The organism is Dokdonella sp. (genome assembly GCF_019634845.1).
Taxonomy (GTDB): Bacteria; Pseudomonadota; Gammaproteobacteria; order Xanthomonadales; family Rhodanobacteraceae; genus Dokdonella_A.
In genome coordinates, this window is sequence record NZ_JAHCAQ010000004.1 from 25341 (window position 1) to 44829 (window position 19489).

Annotated in this window: 12 protein-coding genes, 2 tRNA genes and 3 rRNA genes; 11 read left to right on the forward strand and 6 right to left on the reverse strand. The window is 65.4% G+C overall.

All coding sequences use genetic code 11. From position 1 onward, the window contains the following. Window positions 1-6: 6 nt before the first annotated feature. Window positions 7-1071 carry a hypothetical protein gene (locus tag KF903_RS03880; RefSeq protein WP_291211255.1) on the reverse strand — a complete coding sequence of 355 codons (1065 nt, stop codon included), beginning with the start codon at window positions 1069-1071 and terminating at the stop codon, window positions 7-9. Window positions 1072-1206: 135 nt separating this feature from the next. Beyond that, window positions 1207-1869: a DNA repair protein RadC gene (radC, locus tag KF903_RS03885; RefSeq protein WP_291211257.1), complete on the reverse strand. Its 663-nt coding sequence runs from the start codon at window positions 1867-1869 to the stop codon at window positions 1207-1209. Window positions 1870-2030: 161 nt separating this feature from the next. On the opposite strand from radC, the gene coaBC reads away from it, so the two are divergent. Genes coaBC through KF903_RS03900 form a run of 3 tightly spaced genes read left to right on the forward strand, consistent with a single transcriptional unit; the run spans window position 2031 to window position 6133 of the window. Continuing rightward, window positions 2031-3248 carry a bifunctional phosphopantothenoylcysteine decarboxylase/phosphopantothenate--cysteine ligase CoaBC gene (coaBC, locus tag KF903_RS03890; RefSeq protein WP_291211720.1) on the forward strand — a complete coding sequence of 406 codons (1218 nt, stop codon included), beginning with the start codon at window positions 2031-2033 and terminating at the stop codon, window positions 3246-3248. Further along, window positions 3245-3700, forward strand: coding sequence for a dUTP diphosphatase (dut, locus tag KF903_RS03895; protein WP_291211258.1), 456 nt, complete (start codon window positions 3245-3247; stop codon window positions 3698-3700). Before coaBC ends, dut begins: the two co-directional genes overlap by 4 nt. Before the next feature lie 42 nt (window positions 3701-3742). Beyond that, a complete protein-coding gene (locus KF903_RS03900) occupies window positions 3743-6133 on the forward strand; it encodes a phosphomannomutase/phosphoglucomutase (protein ID WP_291211260.1) in 2391 nt (796 codons plus the stop codon). Between the two features lie 111 nt (window positions 6134-6244). On the opposite strand, the gene KF903_RS03905 is transcribed toward KF903_RS03900, so the two are convergent. Together KF903_RS03905 and pyrE are read right to left on the reverse strand one after the other, a co-directional pair. Next, complete coding sequence (locus KF903_RS03905; protein WP_291211263.1) at window positions 6245-6895, reverse strand: DUF4124 domain-containing protein; 651 nt, start codon at window positions 6893-6895, stop codon at window positions 6245-6247. Between the two features lie 61 nt (window positions 6896-6956). Continuing rightward, entirely contained in the window at window positions 6957-7598 is a 642-nt protein-coding gene (gene pyrE / locus KF903_RS03910) for an orotate phosphoribosyltransferase (protein WP_291211265.1), read from the reverse strand. Window positions 7599-7755: 157 nt separating this feature from the next. On the opposite strand from pyrE, the gene KF903_RS03915 reads away from it, so the two are divergent. Both KF903_RS03915 and KF903_RS03920 read left to right on the forward strand, forming a co-directional pair. Then, complete coding sequence (locus tag KF903_RS03915) at window positions 7756-8568, forward strand: exodeoxyribonuclease III (RefSeq protein ID WP_291211268.1); 813 nt, start codon at window positions 7756-7758, stop codon at window positions 8566-8568. Beyond that, the gene (locus KF903_RS03920; protein ID WP_291211270.1) at window positions 8565-9854 is read left to right on the forward strand and encodes an MFS transporter; all 1290 of its coding nucleotides are present in this window, start codon (window positions 8565-8567) and stop codon (window positions 9852-9854) included. Before KF903_RS03915 ends, KF903_RS03920 begins: the two co-directional genes overlap by 4 nt. Here KF903_RS03920 and KF903_RS03925 read toward each other — a convergent pair. After that, window positions 9821-10930, reverse strand: a complete 1110-nt coding sequence (locus KF903_RS03925; RefSeq protein ID WP_291211273.1) for an anhydro-N-acetylmuramic acid kinase — start codon at window positions 10928-10930, stop codon at window positions 9821-9823. The genes KF903_RS03920 and KF903_RS03925 overlap by 34 nt on opposite strands. 28 nt (window positions 10931-10958) lie before the next feature. Further along, complete coding sequence (locus KF903_RS03930; protein WP_291211276.1) at window positions 10959-12320, reverse strand: peptidoglycan DD-metalloendopeptidase family protein; 1362 nt, start codon at window positions 12318-12320, stop codon at window positions 10959-10961. A gap of 254 nt (window positions 12321-12574) precedes the next feature. On the opposite strand from KF903_RS03930, the gene tyrS reads away from it, so the two are divergent. From tyrS to rrf, 6 genes are all read left to right on the forward strand, one after another. Beyond that, the gene (tyrS, locus tag KF903_RS03935; protein ID WP_291211279.1) at window positions 12575-13789 is read left to right on the forward strand and encodes a tyrosine--tRNA ligase; all 1215 of its coding nucleotides are present in this window, start codon (window positions 12575-12577) and stop codon (window positions 13787-13789) included. 492 nt (window positions 13790-14281) lie between these two features. Then, window positions 14282-15820 (forward strand): 16S ribosomal RNA (locus tag KF903_RS03940). An 81-nt stretch (window positions 15821-15901) separates the two neighbouring features. Beyond that, window positions 15902-15977, forward strand: a tRNA-Ala gene (locus tag KF903_RS03945). A gap of 41 nt (window positions 15978-16018) precedes the next feature. Next, window positions 16019-16095, forward strand: a tRNA-Ile gene (locus KF903_RS03950). 172 nt (window positions 16096-16267) lie between these two features. Continuing rightward, window positions 16268-19142 (forward strand): 23S ribosomal RNA (locus tag KF903_RS03955). A gap of 182 nt (window positions 19143-19324) precedes the next feature. Beyond that, a 5S ribosomal RNA gene (gene rrf, locus KF903_RS03960) occupies window positions 19325-19439 on the forward strand. The 16S, 23S and 5S rRNA genes sit together here with 2 tRNA genes alongside, the layout of an rRNA operon. Window positions 19440-19489: the final 50 nt, after the last annotated feature.

Consider the following 19489-nt stretch of genomic DNA (forward strand, 5'->3'; position numbering starts at 1 on the left):
GCCGCTTCAGGCGCCGACCTGCTCGACCGTGAGGCGGTAGGCGTCGAGCACCTGCGCGCCGCTGCGTGGCGGCCCCTGCAGCGCGATGCGCGCCCGCAGCCCCATGTTGAGCGCCTTCAGGCGCGGCGCATTGGCCGCCTTGCCGGCAGCGAAGGCGGTGATGCCGGCCTCGGAATTGAAGCGGTGCAGCTCGAAGAAGAAACGGCTCTGGCCATCGCCGAGGAAACTCAGCACCGGCATCGCACTGGCCGCATCGTCGAGCGAGCGTCCAGCCAGCATCTCGCGCTCGCGGCACAGCGCCTCGCCACTTTCGGCAAAGCGCGCGAACGGTTCGGCCACGTTGGCCGTGTCGAGGTCGGCGGCGAGCAACGCCAGCGGCAGTGCCTCGCCGATGCGCGGATCGCCGCGCCAGTCGGGCCGGCGCTGGTCGAGCACCTGCTCCAGCCGCGCCGCCAGCGCGCCGCCGCTGTGCACGAGGTCGGCCGCGTTGAGCGCGGCCTGGCTCGGCAATGGCCGCGCATCGAAGGTGCTGCCGGCGATCGCGAGCTCGAGCGCGATGTACACCCCGGTGTCGTGCTCGGGCGTGAACCCGCAGGTGGCCAGGATGCGCAGGCATTCGGCCCAGCTCGCGCGCTCGTTGGCGCCCACGCCGGCCACCGTGCCTGGCGCTTCGCGCTGGCGCAGGTCGTGGCAGGCGCCGAACAGCAGCAGGGCGCACCAGCCGCGCAGGTCGAACGCGTCGATGCCGGCGCTGGCGATGATGCGGCTGAGGCGCTCGCCGCACAGGTCGAGGATATGGGCTTCGTTGTGGTACGGGTGCAGGTCGCTGCCGAGCTGGCCATGGCGCAGCGCCAGCCGCGCGTAGGCGAGCACGGCGGCGTCCTCGCTGCGCCTGAGCAGGGCCTGTTCGGCGGCGCCGTGGAGCAGCGGCGCCAGCGCGGCGCGCCGCTGCGCAAACAGCGCCTCGAGCGCGCCGACGCGGTCGCCGAGCAGGGCGCGCGCCGCGGCGAGGTCGGGCAGTTGCTGCTCGCACTCGTCGGGCGGGTACTGCTGCGCAAATCCCAGGATCACGAGTGCCGGTCCGTCCCCATCGGGTCCGCGCCGAGTATAGGACAGGGCGCCAGCGGCGCAGGGCACCGGCGGCGTGCACGGTCGACACTGCAAACGTGATCGAGCGCACGCTCGTTGCCGCGTCGCGGTTGCGGCTCAGAGCCAGCCGCGTTGCGCCAGCGAGGTCGGCTCGCCGTGGCCGATCACGAAATGGTCGAGCAGGCGCACGTCCACCAGAGCCAGGCTGTCACGCAGGCGTGCGGTCAGATGGCGATCGGCTGCGCTGGGCTCGGCCACGCCCGAGGGATGGTTGTGGGCTGCAATGACGGCGGCGGCATTGTGAGCCAGGCAGCGCCGCACCACCTCGCGCGGGTGCACGCTGGCGCCGTCGATGGTGCCGCGGAACAGCTCCTCGAACGCGATCACGCGATGGCGGTTGTCGAGGAACAGGCAGGCGAACACCTCGTAGGGATGGCCGGCCAGGCGCGCCTTGAGGTAGCGCGCGCTGTCGTGCGGACTGCCCAGCACGTGCTGCGCGCGCAGTTCGGCTTCGAGGTAGCGCTTGCCGAGCTCGAGCGCCGCGCACAGCCGGCACCAGGCGACCGCGCCCAGGCCGCTGGGACTCGCCGCCGACTCCAGCAGCGCGCGGAGGCCGCCGTGGCGTGCGAGCAGGTCGCGACCGAGCCCCACCGCATCGACGCCGCGGCGGCCGGAACCGATGAAGATCGCCAGCAGCTCGGCGTCCGACAGCGCACCGGCACCGCGCTGACGCAGCTTTTCGCGCGGTCGTTCAGCGCTGGGCCAATCACGGATGCTCATCGGGGTTCGCTCACGGTGGAGAGGGGCGCCGGTGCGGCGCGGCGGCATGTCGATATGCCGGCCATGAGGGCACGATGCGCGCGCCCAATGGCCGCCGCGAGCGGCGGCTGGCGCGAATTTCAGTAAGCTAGCGATCCTTTGTCGTGTACGTGGTTTCCTACATGAACCAGAGCCTGCCCGGCGTGCGCGTCCTGCTCGGTGTCAGCGGCGGTATTGCCGCCTACAAGGCGGCCGAGCTGCTGCGGCGCCTGCGCGATGCGGGTGCGCAGGTGCGCGTGGTGTTGACGGCCAACGCCGAGCGCTTCGTCACCGCGCTGACGTTCCAGGCGCTGTCGGGCAATCCGGTGCGCTCGAGCCTGTGGGACGAAGCCGCCGAAGGCGCGATGGGGCACATCGAGCTGGCGCGCTGGGCCGACCAGGTGCTCATCGCGCCGGCATCGGCCGACTTGCTTGCGCGGTTGGCGCAGGGCCGGGCCGACGACCTGCTCAGCACGCTGTGCCTGGCCACTGCGGCGCCGCTGGCGGTGGCGCCGGCAATGAACCAGCAGATGTGGGCGCATGCGGCAACCCAGGCCAATCTCGCCATCCTGCGCAGTCGTGGCGTGCAGGTGTTCGGACCGGCCGCAGGCAGCCAGGCCTGCGGCGACGTCGGCAGTGGCCGCCTGCTCGAACCGCCCGAGCTGGTGGCGGCGCTGGCCGCGGCGCGCGCGCCGGGCGAGCTGGCCGGCCAGCGCTGGCTCGTCAGCGCCGGACCCACCTATGAGGACATCGATCCAGTGCGGTTCGTCGGCAACCGCAGCTCGGGCCGCATGGGATTTGCGGTCGCGGCGGCGGCACATGCGGCCGGCGCGCAGGTGACGCTGGTCGCCGGGCCGGTGGCCCTGCCCACCCCGCACGGCGTGACCCGCATCGATGTGCGCAGCGCGCGCCAGATGCGCGAGGCCGTGCTGGCCGCCGTCGCCGACAGCGAGGTGTTCGTGTCGGCCGCCGCGGTCGGCGACTTCCGCCCGGCCGCGGTGGCGCCGCACAAGCTCAAGAAGGCCGATGGCGACAGCGGCCTGGAGCTGTCGCTGGTGCAGAACCCCGACATCCTGGCCGAAGTGGCGGCGCGCTCGCCGCGGCCGTTCGTGGTCGGCTTCGCCGCCGAGACCGAACAGGTCGAGGCGCATGCGCGGGCCAAGCTCGAACGCAAGCGACTCGACCTCATTGCCGCCAACGAAGTCGGCCACGAGCTCGGCTTCGAGCGTGACGACAATGCCTTGCTGCTGCTGTGGCCGGGCGGTCGCGAGGCACTGGCGCGCACCGACAAGGGCGCGCTCGCACAGGCGCTGGTTGCCCGCATCGCGCGACTGCGGGCGCCACAAGGAGCGCGGCCATGACCACCATCGCGATGAAGATCCTCGATCCACGGTTGGGGCGCGAGTTTCCGCTGCCGGCGCCGGCTACCGCAGCTTCGGCCGGGGTGGATCTGCGCGCGATGCTCGATGCGCCGCTCGAACTCGCGCCGGGGGCGAGCGCGCTGATACCGAGCGGCATCGCGATCCACATTGCCGATCCCGGCCTGTGCGCGGTGCTGCTGCCGCGTTCGGGACTGGGCCACAAGCATGGCATCGTGCTTGGCAATCTGGTCGGCCTCATCGACGCCGACTACCAGGGGCCGCTGATGATTTCGTGCTGGAACCGCTCGGGCGAGGCATTTACCATCAGCCCCGGGGAGCGTATCGCCCAGCTGGTGATCCTGCCGGTGGTGCGCGCACAGTTCGAGACGGTGGCCGAGTTTCCCGCCAGTGCCCGGGGCGAGGGTGGGTTCGGCAGTTCCGGGCGACATTGAGGTCGGCGCAGGCTGTACGCGCCGCAGCGACGGGGACACCAGATGAGCGACGCCGCCAACACGCCGGAACCAGCCAAGCGCAAGCCATGGCAGCAGGTATCGTGGTCACCGGTGCTGTCGTTCGCGCTGGCCGCCGTGCTGCTCGTGATTGGCCTGTTCGGCCTGTGGCAGGCCTGGCTCGTGTGGCAGGTGCAAAGTGGCATGGCTGCGGCCGACTCGGCGCGCACGCGCGTGATCGGTGCCTTGGCCGAAGTCGTGCGCGGCAAGCAGCAGGCGATCGCGCAGGCGCTGCAGGACCCATCGGTGCAGCAGCCGCTGCGCGAGGCGGACGGCTTCGCGGCCGCGGCCAGCGCACTCAAGCAGCTCGTGCCCGATGCGTTCGACGTGGCGTTCTTCAGCCCCAACCTCGACGAGATCCTCAAGGGTGATCTGCGCGCAATCGGCTATGCCAAGGCCGCCGCGTTGATGCAGGCCAAGATCAACCCGGCCCAGCCGCTGGCCGAGATGCGCCGCGAGAAGGAGGGCAGCGAGCGGCTCATGATCGCGATGCCGGCGCACGTCAATGACCGCGTGGTCGGCTTTGTGGTGGTGGAGGAGTCGTTCCAACCGCTGCTCGACATCTTCGGCCGCGTCGGCGTGCACGATGTGCGCCTGGACCTGCGTCAGGGTGACGGTCGCGGCGACGTGGTGATCGCCAGCAGGGGCGTGTCCGCAGCCTCGACGACCGCGGATCTGGGCGAATCGATCCCGGGCACGCGGCTGCGCATCGGCACCGGCGAGGCCGAGTACTTCCTGCCGCTCACGCGCAACTTCATCGTGCTGCTGCTGGTGGGCCTGCTGGCCACCCTGGCGGGCCTGGCCGCACTGTGGGTACGCCATGTCGGCATGCGCCAGGCGCTGGAGAAGCTGCAGCGTCGGCCCAAGGACGAGGGCGATGCGATCACGCTCGCGCAGGCGATCCGCCAGCAGGCCGCCGATGACGCCGGTGCCGGCGCCAGCGCGCCGGCGACGAGCGTGGTGGCGGCCGCGCCAGCCAAGCCGGCGCAGGGGCCGATCAGTGTCGACCGCAGCATGTTCCGCGCCTACGACATCCGCGGCGTGGTCGGCAAGTCGCTCAGTGCCGAGGTGGCACACCTGATCGGCCGCGCGATCGGCAGCGAGGCGCGCGAGCGCGGACTTGAGGAGATCGTGGTCGGGCGCGACGGCCGCCTGTCGGGACCGGAGCTCGCCGCGGCGCTCATCGACGGCCTGCGCGCGACCGGTCTGCGTGTGTTCGACATCGGCCCGGCGCCGACACCGCTGACCTACTTCGCCTGCTACCACCTGCGCACGGGCTCGGGGGTCTCGTTGACCGGCAGCCACAACCCGCCCGACTACAACGGTTTCAAGATCGTGCTCGGCGGCGAGACGCTGTCGGAGGACGCGATCCAGGACCTGTACCGGCGCATCGAAGCGCAGCGCTTCACCAGCGGCGAGGGCAGCGTGCAGCAGATCGACATCGGCGCCGACTACGTGCAGCGCATCGCCGACGACGTGCAGCTCGGGCGCCGGCTCAAGGTTGTGGTCGATTGCGGCAACGGCATCGCCGGGGCATTCGCGCCCGCCGTGCTGCAGGCGATCGGTGCCGAAGTCACGCCGCTGTACTGCGACGTCGATGGCAACTTCCCCAACCACCACCCCGATCCGTCCGATCCGCACAACCTCGAAGACCTGATTGCGGTGGTCAAGCACGACAAGGCCGATCTGGGCCTGGCCTTCGACGGTGACGGCGACCGCCTCGGCGTGGTCACCGCCAGCGGCGAGGTCATCTATCCCGATCGCCTGCTCATGCTGTTCGCCAGCGACATCCTGCAGCGCAATCCGGGCGCCACCATCATCTACGACGTCAAATGCACTGGCCACCTGGGGCCGCTCATCCTGCAACAGGGCGGCAGCCCGCTGATGTGGCGTACCGGCCACTCGTTGATCAAGGCCAAGATGCGCGAAACCGGCGCCGCGATGGCCGGCGAGATGAGCGGGCACTTCTTCTTCGGCGAGCGCTGGTACGGCTTCGACGATGGCATCTACTCGGCCGCCCGCCTGCTCGAAATCCTCGCTGGCGATCTCGAGGAGCGCAGGCCCGAGGAGATTTTCGCCACCCTGCCCAAGGGCGTGTCCACGCCCGAGCTCAAGATCCCGATGCGCGAGGGCGAACACTATCGATTCATGGAAGCGTTCAAGGACAAGTCACGCTTCGATGGCGCGCGCCTGACCACGATCGACGGCGTGCGTGCCGACTGGTCCGACGGTTGGGGTCTGGTACGCGCGTCCAACACCACGCCGGTGCTGGTGCTGCGCTTCGATGCCGACAACGCGGCCGCACTCGAACGCATCCAGAACGTGTTCCGCCAGCAGATCGTCGCGCTCGACGCTTCGCTCAAGCTGCCGTTCTGAACCGCGGGCGTCGCTGCGCGTCACCGCGTCGCCGCGGCGGCGCAGCCAGCATCCCAAGCGCAAGATGCGCCGCCGACATGACGTTGCCGACGAGCAGGGGCCGCGGCATCCTCAGTGCGATGCCGCGGCACGTGCCGCGGCGCGCTGGGCTTTGATCTCGCGGTAATGGGCGATCTCGGCCTGGAAGCCGGTGACGGTGCTGTCGCGTTCGCGTTCGCGGCGGCGGATGGCCTGCTGCTGCTCTTCCACTTCGGTGCGCAGCGTCGCGAGCTGCTTGGCCTGCGGCGCCGGCAAGGTCTTGCCTGCGCGCTCGAGCTCGGCCGCATGATCGAGCATCTGCGCGAGCGTCTGCTCCTGGGTCCGCAGGCTCATCTTCGAGGTCTTGAGCTCCTGGTCGATCGCGTCGAGCCGATCCTGCTGGGCACGCTTGAGGTCGGTTTCTTCGGGATAGGTCGACAGCATGCGGTCGTCGTCACGCGCCTGCTGTTCGGCCAGGACACGCTCGCTCCTGGCCTTGGCTTCGGCTTCCTTGGCCGCGGCCAGTTCCGCGGCGGTCTTGGCGCGCTCGACGCGCTTGATGACGAGCCCTTGCCCGTTGACGACCTCGTAGCCGAACTTGGCCGCTTCCGGCGGCAGCGCATCGCTGTAATGCAATGCGCCCTCGGCGTCACGCCACTTGTACTGGGTATGACCGGTGCCCGCGGCGTGGGCGAGCGGGGCGGCGATCGCCGCAGCCAGGGCAATGACGAGGGTGGCGCGCATGACGGGATTCCTCCTGCGCCGAGTATAGGTCAGCGCCGACGCCGGCGACGCATGGCGGTCGTCAAATCCCGTAACGGGCGCGGTAGGCGTGCAGGGCCTGGCGGTGCACCGTCAGCTCGGGCCGGGCGTCGGCCCAGGCCAGCAGATCACGCAGGCGCGCGATCGCGATGGTCGGCACGCCATGGTCGCGCGCCAGTTCTTGGGTGGCCGACAGCTCGCCCTGGCCGCGTTCCTCGCGGTCGAGCGCGATGAGCACGCCAGCCACTTGCGCGCCGGCCGCGCGGATCAGCGCCAGCGATTCGCGGATGGCGGTGCCGGCGGTGATGACGTCGTCGACGATGAGCACGCGCCCGCGCAGTGGCGCGCCGACCAGATTGCCGCCCTCGCCGTGGTCCTTGACTTCCTTGCGGTTGTAGGCGAACGGCAGGTCGAGTCCGTGGCGCTGGGCCAGCGCGGCGGCGGTCAGCGCGGCCAGCACGATGCCCTTGTAGGCCGGGCCAAACAGCATGTCGAAGGCCAGGCCGGACTGCACCGCCGCGTCGGCATAGGCCGTGCCGAGCGTGGCCAGCGCAGCGCCCGAGTCGAACAGCCCGGCGTTGAAGAAGTACGGGCTCACACGGCCCGACTTGAGCGTGAACTGGCCGAAGCGCAGCACGTTGCGGGCCACGGCAAGTTCAAGGAAGGCGCGTTGGCTGGGCAGCATCGATCGCAGGCAGAACGTGGGTGAGTGGCCCGGTTGGTGCGGCGCAAGGGTTGCATGGCCGATGCGTGAAGTGCAATGCGCGGCCGCCGCCACCATCCGTTAGGCTTGGCAGCGGCGCCAGCGCGCCAGTCCCTTTCCAACTCGACCTGCCTTGCACATGCGCATCATCTCGTTCAACGCCAACGGTATCCGCTCGGCGGCCAGCAAGGGCTTCTTCGACTGGCTGCAACGGCAGCAGGCCGATGTGGTGTGCGTGCAGGAGACCAAGGCGCAACGCGAGCAGCTCGTCGATCCGTGCTTCCATCCGGCCGATCATCACTGCTTCTACCGCGATGCGAGCACCAGGAAAGGCTATTCGGGCGTGGCGATCTACTCGCGGCGCGAACCCGACGAAGTGCGCACGCAGCTCGGGTGGGCTCCATTCGACGACGAAGGGCGCTACATCGAGGCGCGCTATGGCTCGCTCAGCGTGGTCTCGCTGTACCTTCCGTCGGGATCGTCGGGCGAGCCGCGTCAGGCATTCAAGTTCGAGGTGATGGCGTGGCTGCGGCCGATCCTTGCCGGCTGGCTCGAGTCGGGGCGTGACTACGTGCTGTGCGGCGACTGGAACATCGTGCGCAGCCGGCGTGACATCCGCAACTGGAGTTCCAACCAGAAGAACTCGGGCTGCCTGCCCGACGAGCGCGCCTGGCTCAACGGCCTCGTTGGCATCGACGAGGGCAGCGATGGCACGGCGCCGGCGTCGCCGGGCTGGGTCGATACCTACCGGAGTCTGCACCCACGCGGTGAGGACTACACCTGGTGGAGCCAGCGTGGCGCGGCGCGCGCCAACGACGTTGGCTGGCGCATCGATTACCAGCTCGCCACACCCTCGCTGCGCGCGCGTGCCTGTGCGATCGCGGCCGATGTGCGGTTTTCCGATCACGCACCCTATCGGGTCGACTACGACCACGCCACGGGTGCGGCGTGAGCGTGGCACGCGCAGCCAAGCCATCGATCTGGCAGGCCTTCACGCAGCCGGCGGCGGGGACGATGTTCGTGTTCGGGTTTTCCTCGGGACTGCCGTTCCTGCTGGTCGCCGGCACGCTCGCCTACTGGCTCAAGCAGCACGGCGTGGTCCTCAAGGAGATCACGGTGATCGCCAGCGCCGGCATGTTGTACGCATTCAAGTTCCTGTGGGCGCCGCTGCTCGATCATTGGCAGGTGCCGTGGTTTGCGCGTCTGGGGCGCCGTCGCGGCTGGCTGCTGCTGGCGCAATGCGGCGTGATCGCCGGACTTGTCGCGATGGCGTGGTTGACCCCCGCGCAGCTGGCCCCATTCATCGCGGCGACCGTGTGGGTGGCGTTCTTCGGCGCGACCCAGGACATCGCCGTGGATGCCTATCGCATCGAGATCGCGCCGCCGGACCAGCAGGGCGCGCTCGTGGCCACCTATTCGCTGGGCTATCGCATCGCGCTGATGGTGGCGGGTGCCTTTGCGCTGATTCTGGCCGACCATGTCGCCTGGGCACAGGTCTACCTGCTGCTGGCCGCGATCATGCTGATCCCGATCGGCGCCAACCTGTTCGCGCGCGAGCCCGTTGCCGACCTGCAACCGGCGCTGCCCTGGCGTGTGGCGATGCGGCACGCGCTGGTCGATCCGTTTGCCGACTTCTTCCGCCGTTACGGCATCGTGCTGGCGCTGGTGACGCTGGCTTTCTTGCTGCTGTTCAAGATTCCCGAGCAGGCCACGATCGGCGGCATCATGGGGCCGTTCTATCGCGACATGCAGTTCAGCCAGACCCAGATCGGCGCGATCACCAAGATTTACGGCATCTGGATCGGCATCGCCGGTGCGTTTGTTGGCGGCGCGATGGTGGTGCGCTGGGGTCCGTGGAAGCCGTTGTGCGCAATGGTCCTCCTCTGTGGCAGTTGCAACCTGCTGTACCTGCTGTTGATCGCGCATCCGGGCAACTTGTGGGTGCTGGCGGCGGTGATCTCGGCCGAGAACCTCACACTCGGCATGCTCGGGCCGCCGACCGTGGCGTTCCTGTCGGCGCTGGTCAACCGCGAGCACACGGCCACCCAGTACGCACTGCTGAGCTCGCTCGTGAACCTGCCGGGCAAGCTGCTCGGCATCTTTGCCGGTGGCATTGCCACGGCGGTCGGCTACGGCGCCTATTTCGTGATCACGGTGCTGGCGTTGGTGCCGGCGACCCTGTTGCTGATCTGGCTGTGGCCGCGCTACCGCGACATTGGCAGGGAGGGCGCGGCGTAGATCGCGCCGAGCAGGCGCGCGCCGCGTGCGCCGGTGACGCTGGGCAGGTTGCCGGGCTCGCCAGCCAGACGCGCCCGCGCCAGCCACGCAAAGCCGATCGCTTCGACGTGGTCGGGATCCACGCCGAGCACCTGCGTGGTTTCGATCGCGACGCCGGGCAAGGCACTGCGCAGCGCGGCCATGAGTGCGGTGTTGTGCACGCCGCCGCCGCAGGCGTAGAGCTCGCGCACGTCGGCTGCATGGCGCTGCAGCGCCGCAGCGATCGACTGCGCGGTGAGGGCGAGCAGGGTCGCCTGCACGTCGACCGCGGCGATCGCGGCAGGCAGGCGCGGCTCGAGCCAGCCCAGGTTGAAGTGCTCACGCCCGGTGCTCTTGGGGGCGGGTCGGGCAAACCAGGGGTCGGCGAGCAGTTGCGCGAGCAGTGCAGCATCGACGCGTCCGCTGCGCGCCCAGGCGCCGTGGTCGTCATGCGGCGTGCCGCGGTGGCGCTGCACCCAGGCGTCGAGCAGGCAGTTGGCCGGACCGGTGTCGAAGCCGACCACGGGGCGACCGGGTGCGAGCAGGGTCAGGTTGGCGATGCCGCCGAGATTGAGGATCGCGCGCGGGATCGAGGATGAGGCGAACACTTCGGCGTGCAGGGCAGGCAGCAGCGGCGCGCCCTGGCCGCCGGCAGCAACGTCGGCGCGGCGGAAATCGGCGACCGTGGTGATGCCAGTGCGCTCGGCGATGACGCTGGGATCGCCGATCTGCAGCGTGAAGGGCTGTTCGCCGCCAACGCGGTGGCGCACGGTCTGGCCGTGCGAACCGATTGCGCGCACGCGGCTCGGATCGACTCCGCAGGTACGCAACAAAGCGCTGGCAGCACCGGCAAAGCACGCGCCGATCGCCACGTCGAGGCGGCCGTAGTCGTCGAGCGCGAGCGCGCGATCGGTCTGCGCCAGGCTCAGCACGCGCTCGCGCAAGGTCGCAGGATAAGGAGTGCTGGCGGCAGCAATCACGCGCGGCACGCGGCGCCTGCCGGCGGCGGTGAACTCGACCAGCGCGGCATCGATGCCGTCGGCGCTGGTCCCCGACATCAGGCCCAGGTACAGGCCGGCGTCGCGCTCAATGGCCGACGCGCGCAAGCTGGGTGCCGTCGACGAGTCTGAGCTTGGCCAGCATCGGCGCGGTCGCCGCCTTGAACTGCGCCAGTTCGCCGGCGGGCAGCGGTTCGGGTGGCGGCAGCGTCACCGTGAGCGGGTTGCGGTGGCCGCCATCGACGCGGAACTCATAGTGCAGATGTGGCCCGGTGGCGAGGCCCGTCATGCCGACGTAACCGATCACCTGGCCTTGCGACACATGCTGACCGACCTTGGCGTTGGCGAAGCGCGACATGTGGCCGTAGGCGGTGGTGATGTGCGCGTTGTGCTGGATCATCACGAAGTTGCCGTAGCCCGACTGCCAGCCACGGAACACGATCTTGCCGTCGCCGGCGGCGCGGATCGGCGTGCCGCTGGGCGCCGCGTAGTCCACGCCCTTGTGGGCGCGCATCTTGCCGAGGATCGGGTGCATGCGGCCGGTCGAGAACAGCGAGGAGATGCGCGTGAACTCGACCGGCGTGCGCAGGAACGACTTGCGCAGCGGGCGGCCATCTTCGCTGTAGAACATCGACTCGCCGCGCGCGTTGACGTAGCGCACCGCGGTATAACGCTTGCCGTCGTTGATGAAGGTGGCGGCGATGATGTCGCCGCCGCGCAGCAGTTCGCCATCGCGGTACAGGTCGTCGTAGACCACGCTGAAGCTGTCGCCTTCGCGCAGGTCCTGGGCGAAATCGATGTCGTAGCCGAACGCGTCGGCGAGCTTGAGCACCATCGCGTCGCTGAGCCCGGCGCGCTCACCCGCATAGAACAGCGAACGCGTGACCACGCCATGCGCAATGTGGACGCGGCGCTCGACCGCGCGATCCTCGACCTGTTCGCGGATGCCGTCGGCGGCAAAGTGCAGCACCACGCGGGTGGCGTCACCGCGCTCGAAGCGCATCGCGACCAGCGCGCCGCTGGCGTCGGTGGTGAACGCGAACTGCTGCCCGGGACGAATGCGGCGCAGCGCCGAGGCATCACTCTGCGAGTCGAGTACGCGCTGCAGCGTGGCCGGCGCGAAACCCTGCGCGCGGAAGATGTCCGACAGCGATTGCCCCGGCTGCACGGTCACGATGCGCCAGTCGGGCTCGCTGTCACCGGCATAGGCGCCGATGGCGGCATCGGCCGGCAATTGCGGCAGATCGAGCGCCAGTGTGGTCAGTGCTGTCGGGTCATGGCGGGTGGCGTTGGCGAAACCCGGCGCCACGATGCCGACCAGGGCGCAGACGATGACCGCCACGCCGCCGAGAATCCAGTGCTCGGCGCGCCAGGTCGTCGGTGCGGCCGCGCCCGGCAGGAAAGTCCAGCGCGACACGCGCCGGTAAAAGCGGAAATAGCGACGCTGCATGTGGCGGCGGATCGTGGACCGCCGGGAGTGATGCAGTGTCGGATGCGACGAATTGTCGTTCACGGGCTCGCGGCTCCGGCCAATCGCGCCGTACCATAACGGCCGCCAACAAGTCGCGTCAATGTGAATGGCGACAAGAACTTGCGCGCGATCACGATCTAACGAATTATTAACCACGGCGTGTATCGCGCCATCACCCGCCGCCGCCCGCATGTGTCGATGGAGCGGCGGCTCCACCCGGAATCTCCACCACGATGCCAGACCTGACAGCCACGCTCGACCTCATCGGTCGCGGCGCCGACGAAATCATCAAGCGCGAAGACCTCGAAGCACGCCTCAAGGCCGGGCGACCGCTGCGCATCAAGGCCGGCTTCGATCCCACTGCGCCCGACCTTCATCTCGGCCACACGGTGCTGCTCAACAAGATGCGCCAGTTCCAGGATCTGGGCCATCAGGTCATTTTTCTGATCGGTGACTTCACCGGCATGATCGGCGACCCGACCGGCAAGAATGTGACCCGCCGGCCGCTGTCGCGCGAGGATGTGCTGGCCAATGCACAGACCTACGCCGAGCAGGTGTTCAAGGTGCTCGATCGCGAACGCACCGAGGTGCGCTTCAATTCCGAATGGTTCGGCAACATGAGTGCCGCCGACATGATCCGCCTTGCCGCGCAGCACACGGTTGCGCGCATGCTCGAGCGCGACGACTTCGCCAAGCGCTACGCCGCGCAGCAGTCGATCGCGATCCACGAGTTCCTGTATCCATTGGTGCAGGGCTACGACTCGGTGGCGCTCAAGGCCGATGTCGAGCTCGGCGGCACCGACCAGAAGTTCAACCTGCTGATGGGGCGGGCGCTGCAGGAGCACCACGGCCAGCCGCCGCAGATCGTGTTGACGATGCCGTTGCTGGAAGGGCTCGATGGCGTGCAGAAGATGTCCAAGTCGCTCGGCAACTACATCGGCATCGCCGAGCCGGCCATCGACATCGTCAACAAGGCGATGAAGATCGGCGACGAGCTCATGTGGCGCTGGTATGAGTTGTTGAGCCTGGATCAGTCCAGCGCCGACATCGCGGCGATGCGCCGCGACGTTGCCGCCGGCGTGCTGCATCCGCGCGATGCCAAGCTCGCGCTGGCGCGCGAACTCGCCGCGCGCTTCCACGGCACCGAGGCCGCCGAACAGGCGGTGGCGCAATGGAATGCGCTGGTGCGCGAACAGCGCGTCGACGTCGATCTGCCTTTGCTCGACCTCGCCGCACCGTCACAAGGTCTGCGTCTGGGCCCGCTGTTCGTCGGCGCCCGGCTCGCCGGCAGCAATTCCGAAGTCATGCGCAAGCTCGGCGAGCGCGCACTGCGCATCGATGGCGCCGTGGTCGACGATCGCGAGCTGACCTTCGCGGCGGGCGCCGAACTGTTGCTGCAGGTGGGCAAGCGGTCGTTCGCGCGCGTGCGCCTCGTCGCGGCGCCCTGAGACCAGCGCCGCGCGCCGGCGCAAGCCTCGCGCAACGGTTGCGCGCGAGTTGCATGGCGCTGCATCGACGGCGTTCGGCCGCACGCGATGTGCGGTCGCAAAAAAACTTTGCCGAAGGGTGTTGACGAATCGCCGAACCGATGTAAGATGCGCGCCCCTTCGATGAGACGCCGCGCTGGCCGACCACCGAAGGGCGACACCACAGGCTCCGGCCCGGTGTCGCGGAGCAAAAAAAGTTTGCTCCGGGGTGTTGACGAACAGGAAATTGGTTGTATAGTACCGGGCTCCCTTCGACGAAATGTCTTGGGGCGCGAGGCGAACAAAGCCCCGCAAGTCCATGATCTTTGACAGTGTGCGCAGGTAACTTGTGTGGGCGCCTTGAGGTGGATGAAAGTCCATCGATACATCAAGCGCGTCCAAGCAACGTCAAAGCAGCAAGCTTTACAGTGCTTGGTTCACGCTCGGAAAGTTTGACCGCAAGGTCTGATGTTTTAACTGAAGAGTTTGATCCTGGCTCAGAGTGAACGCTGGCGGCAGGCCTAACACATGCAAGTCGAGCGGCAGCGCGGGGGCAACCCTGGCGGCGAGCGGCGGACGGGTGAGGAATACATCGGAATCTGCCTTGTTGTGGGGAATAACGTAGGGAAACTTACGCTAATACCGCATGAGACCGTAAGGTGAAAGTGGGGGATCGCAAGACCTCACGCGACAAGATGAGCCGATGTCGGATTAGCTAGTTGGTGGGGTAATGGCCTACCAAGGCGACGATCCGTAGCTGGTCTGAGAGGATGATCAGCCACACTGGGACTGAGACACGGCCCAGACTCCTACGGGAGGCAGCAGTGGGGAATATTGGACAATGGGCGCAAGCCTGATCCAGCCATGCCGCGTGGGTGAAGAAGGCCTTCGGGTTGTAAAGCCCTTTTGTTGGGAAAGAAATCCTGTCGGCTAATACCCGGCGGGGATGACGGTACCCAAAGAATAAGCACCGGCTAACTTCGTGCCAGCAGCCGCGGTAATACGAAGGGTGCAAGCGTTACTCGGAATTACTGGGCGTAAAGCGTGCGTAGGCGGTTCGTTAAGTCTGTCGTGAAAGCCCTGGGCTCAACCTGGGAATTGCGATGGATACTGGCGAGCTAGAGTACGGTAGAGGATGGTGGAATTCCCGGTGTAGCGGTGAAATGCGTAGAGATCGGGAGGAACACCAGTGGCGAAGGCGGCCATCTGGACCAGTACTGACGCTGAGGCACGAAAGCGTGGGGAGCAAACAGGATTAGATACCCTGGTAGTCCACGCCCTAAACTATGCGAACTGGATGTTGGGCACACTTAGGTGCTCAGTGTCGAAGCTAACGCGTTAAGTTCGCCGCCTGGGGAGTACGGTCGCAAGACTGAAACTCAAAGGAATTGACGGGGGCCCGCACAAGCGGTGGAGTATGTGGTTTAATTCGATGCAACGCGAAGAACCTTACCTGGCCTTGACATGTCCGGAATCCTGCAGAGATGCGGGAGTGCCTTCGGGAATCGGAACACAGGTGCTGCATGGCTGTCGTCAGCTCGTGTCGTGAGATGTTGGGTTAAGTCCCGCAACGAGCGCAACCCTTGTCCTTAGTTGCCAGCACGTAATGGTGGGAACTCTAAGGAGACTGCCGGTGACAAACCGGAGGAAGGTGGGGATGACGTCAAGTCATCATGGCCCTTACGGCCAGGGCTACACACGTACTACAATGGTCGGTACAGAGGGTCGCAATGCCGCGAGGCGGAGCCAATCCCAGAAAGCCGATCTCAGTCCGGATTGGAGTCTGCAACTCGACTCCATGAAGTCGGAATCGCTAGTAATCGCAGATCAGCATTGCTGCGGTGAATACGTTCCCGGGCCTTGTACACACCGCCCGTCACACCATGGGAGTTGGTTGCTCCAGAAGCAGGTAGTCTAACCGCAAGGGGGACGCTTGCCACGGAGTGGTCAATGACTGGGGTGAAGTCGTAACAAGGTAGCCGTATCGGAAGGTGCGGCTGGATCACCTCCTTTCGAGAACGACTTCACCACCCCAAGGTGCCCACACAAGATACCTGCATCCAGAGACGCGGCACTGCCGCGAGTCCCCTCCAAGGGGCTGTAGCTCAGCTGGGAGAGCACCTGCTTTGCAAGCAGGGGGTCACCGGTTCGATCCCGGTCAGCTCCACCAGGTTCGCCGCATCCGGCTTGGCCGAATGTTTCGACAATACCGGGTCTGTAGCTCAGGTGGTTAGAGCGCACCCCTGATAAGGGTGAGGCCGGTGGTTCGAGTCCTCCCAGACCCACCATTACTCTGGATCGCACACATCACTGTCTTTTTGCGTTGCGACGTTGCAGTGCGCATCGCGTTCTTTGAAAACTTGGGACGTAATCAAGCGTTTTGGTTCTGTCGAACCAGACGTGTCGTTGAGGCAAGTAAGCGAAGCGAGACGATGATTCCGAGGCGACTTGGAGTTATATGGTCAAGCGAATAAGCGCATACGGTGGATGCCTTGGCGGTCAGAGGCGATGAAGGACGTGGCAGCCTGCGAAAAGTTCCGGTGAGCTGGCAACAAGCTTTGACCCGGAAATGTCCGAATGGGGAAACCCACCGCATTAGCGGTATCCCGATCTGAATCTATAGGATCGGGAGGCGAACTCAGGGAACTGAAATATCTAAGTACCTGAAGGAAAAGAAATCAACCGAGATTCCCTCAGTAGCGACGAGCGAACGGGGATTAGCCCAAAAGTCGTGCAAGTTCTAGCGGAACGGTCTGGAAAGGCCGGCCATAGATGGTGATAGCCCAGTAGGCGAAAGGGCTTGTGCGATGAAATTGAGTAGGGCGGGGCACGAGAAACCCTGTCTGAACATGGGGGGACCATCCTCCAAGGCTAAATACTCCTGACCGACCGATAGTGAACCAGTACCGTGAGGGAAAGGCGAAAAGAACCCCGGAGAGGGGAGTGAAATAGAACCTGAAACCGTATGCGTACAAGCAGTCGGAGCCCGCAAGGGTGACGGCGTACCTTTTGTATAATGGGTCAGCGACTTACGTTTTGTGGCAAGCTTAACCGTATAGGGGAGGCGAAGGGAAACCGAGTCTGAATAGGGCGAATAGTCGCAAGGCGTAGACCCGAAACCGGGTGATCTAGCCATGCCCAGGGTGAAGGTGCGGTAACACGCACTGGAGGCCCGAACCCACTCCTGTTGCAAAAGTAGGGGATGAGGTGTGGCTAGGAGTGAAAAGCTAATCGAACCCGGAGATAGCTGGTTCTCCTCGAAAGCTATTTAGGTAGCGCCTCAAGTATCACTGTTGGGGGTAGAGCACTGTTATGGCTAGGGGGTCATCGCGACTTACCAAACCATTGCAAACTCCGAATACCAACACGTGCAAGCTTGGGAGACACACGGCGGGTGCTAACGTCCGTCGTGAAAAGGGAAACAACCCAGACCCGCAGCTAAGGTCCCAAAGTCATGGCTAAGTGGGAAACGATGTGGGAAGGCATAGACAGCCAGGAGGTTGGCTTAGAAGCAGCCATCCTTTAAAGAAAGCGTAATAGCTCACTGGTCGAGTCGGCCTGCGCGGAAGATTTAACGGGGCTAAGCCATGCACCGAAGCTCGGGGTTCACACGCAAGTGTGAGCGGTAGAGGAGCGTTCCGTACGCCTGTGAAGGTGGATCGTAAGGTCTGCTGGAGGTATCGGAAGTGCGAATGCTGACATGAGTAACGATAAAGGGGGTGAAAAGCCCCCTCGCCGAAAGCCCAAGGTTTCCTAGCGCAACGTTAATCGGCGCAGGGTTAGTCGGTCCCTAAGGCGAGGCGGAAACGCGTAGTCGATGGGAATCTGGTTAATATTCCAGAACCGTTCGTGATTGCGATGGAGTGACGGAGAAGGTTAGGTGTACCGGGCGTTGGTTGTCCCGGGGAAAGGCGGTAGGTGTGGATCTTTGGCAAATCCGGGATCCTTTACACCGAGCACCGAGACGAGTCCTTTTGGACGAAGTCACTGATACCACGCTTCCAGGAAAAACTTCTAAGCTTCAGATCACGAAGACCGTACCGTAATCCGACACAGGTAGGCAGGGTGAGAATCCCAAGGCGCTTGAGAGAACTCGGGTGAAGGAACTAGGCAACATAGCACCGTAACTTCGGGAGAAGGTGCGCCCGGAGATGTGGCTACGTGCGTAGCTGAGCATTTCCGGGCCGCAGTGACCAGGCCGCTGCGACTGTTTACCAAAAACACAGCACTCTGCAAACACGAAAGTGGACGTATAGGGTGTGACGCCTGCCCGGTGCCGGAAGGTTAATTGATGGGGTCAGCCGCAAGGCGAAGCTCTTGATCGAAGCCCCGGTAAACGGCGGCCGTAACTATAACGGTCCTAAGGTAGCGAAATTCCTTGTCGGGTAAGTTCCGACCTGCACGAATGGCGTAACGACAGCGGCGCTGTCTCCACCCGAGACTCAGTGAAATTGAAATCGCTGTGAAGATGCAGCGTTCCCGCGGCAAGACGGAAAGACCCCGTGAACCTTTACTATAGCTTTACATTGAACGTTGAGTTCGTCTGTGTAGGATAGGTGGGAGGCTTTGAAGTGTGGGCGCCAGTTCGCATGGAGCCAACCTTGAAATACCACCCTGATGTGCTTGACGTTCTAACCTGGGCCCGTAATCCGGGTCGGGGACCATGTATGGTGGGTAGTTTGACTGGGGCGGTCTCCTCCCAAAGAGTAACGGAGGAGCTCGAAGGTACGCTCAGCGCGGTCGGACATCGCGCACTGTGTGCAAAGGCATAAGCGTGCTTGACTGCAAGATCGACGGATCAAGCAGGTACGAAAGTAGGACTTAGTGATCCGGTGGTTCTGTATGGAAGGGCCATCGCTCAACGGATAAAAGGTACTCCGGGGATAACAGGCTGATACTGCCCAAGAGTTCATATCGACGGCAGTGTTTGGCACCTCGATGTCGGCTCATCACATCCTGGGGCTGTAGCCGGTCCCAAGGGTATGGCTGTTCGCCATTTAAAGTGGTACGCGAGCTGGGTTCAGAACGTCGTGAGACAGTTCGGTCCCTATCTGTCGTGGGCGTTGGAGATTTGAGAGGGGCTGCTCCTAGTACGAGAGGACCGGAGTGGACGATCCCCTGGTGTTCCGGTTGTCACGCCAGTGGCACCGCCGGGTAGCTATGATCGGAAGCGATAACCGCTGAAAGCATCTAAGCGGGAAGCGCGCCTCAAGATGAGATCTCCCGGGGCACAAGCCCCCTAAAGGACCCATGAAGACTACGTGGTTGATAGGTCAGGTGTGTATCGCAGCAATGCCGAGCTAACTGATACTAATGATCCGTGCGGCTTGATCATATAACTCCAAGTTGCTTCCAGGGACGCAAGTCCCCTTCGCGGAAAGCCAAGCTCGTCCCCAAATGGACGCGCCCTCCGCGAACGCAGCCTCAACGAGAGGTCTGGCAAACACAGTCCAACGCTTGAATACGTCCCAAGTCCAAATGCCGAGTCCGCGCACTATGCGCGACTCGCACCAGTTCCCTGGTGACATTAGCGCTGTGGTCCCACCCGATCCCATCTCGAACTCGGAAGTGAAACGCAGTAGCGCCGATGGTAGTGTGGCTTAAGCCATGCAAGAGTAGGTCATCGCCAGGGGCTTCATCCAAGCGCTCTGCCGGAAACGGCAGGGCGCTTTTCTTTGCGCC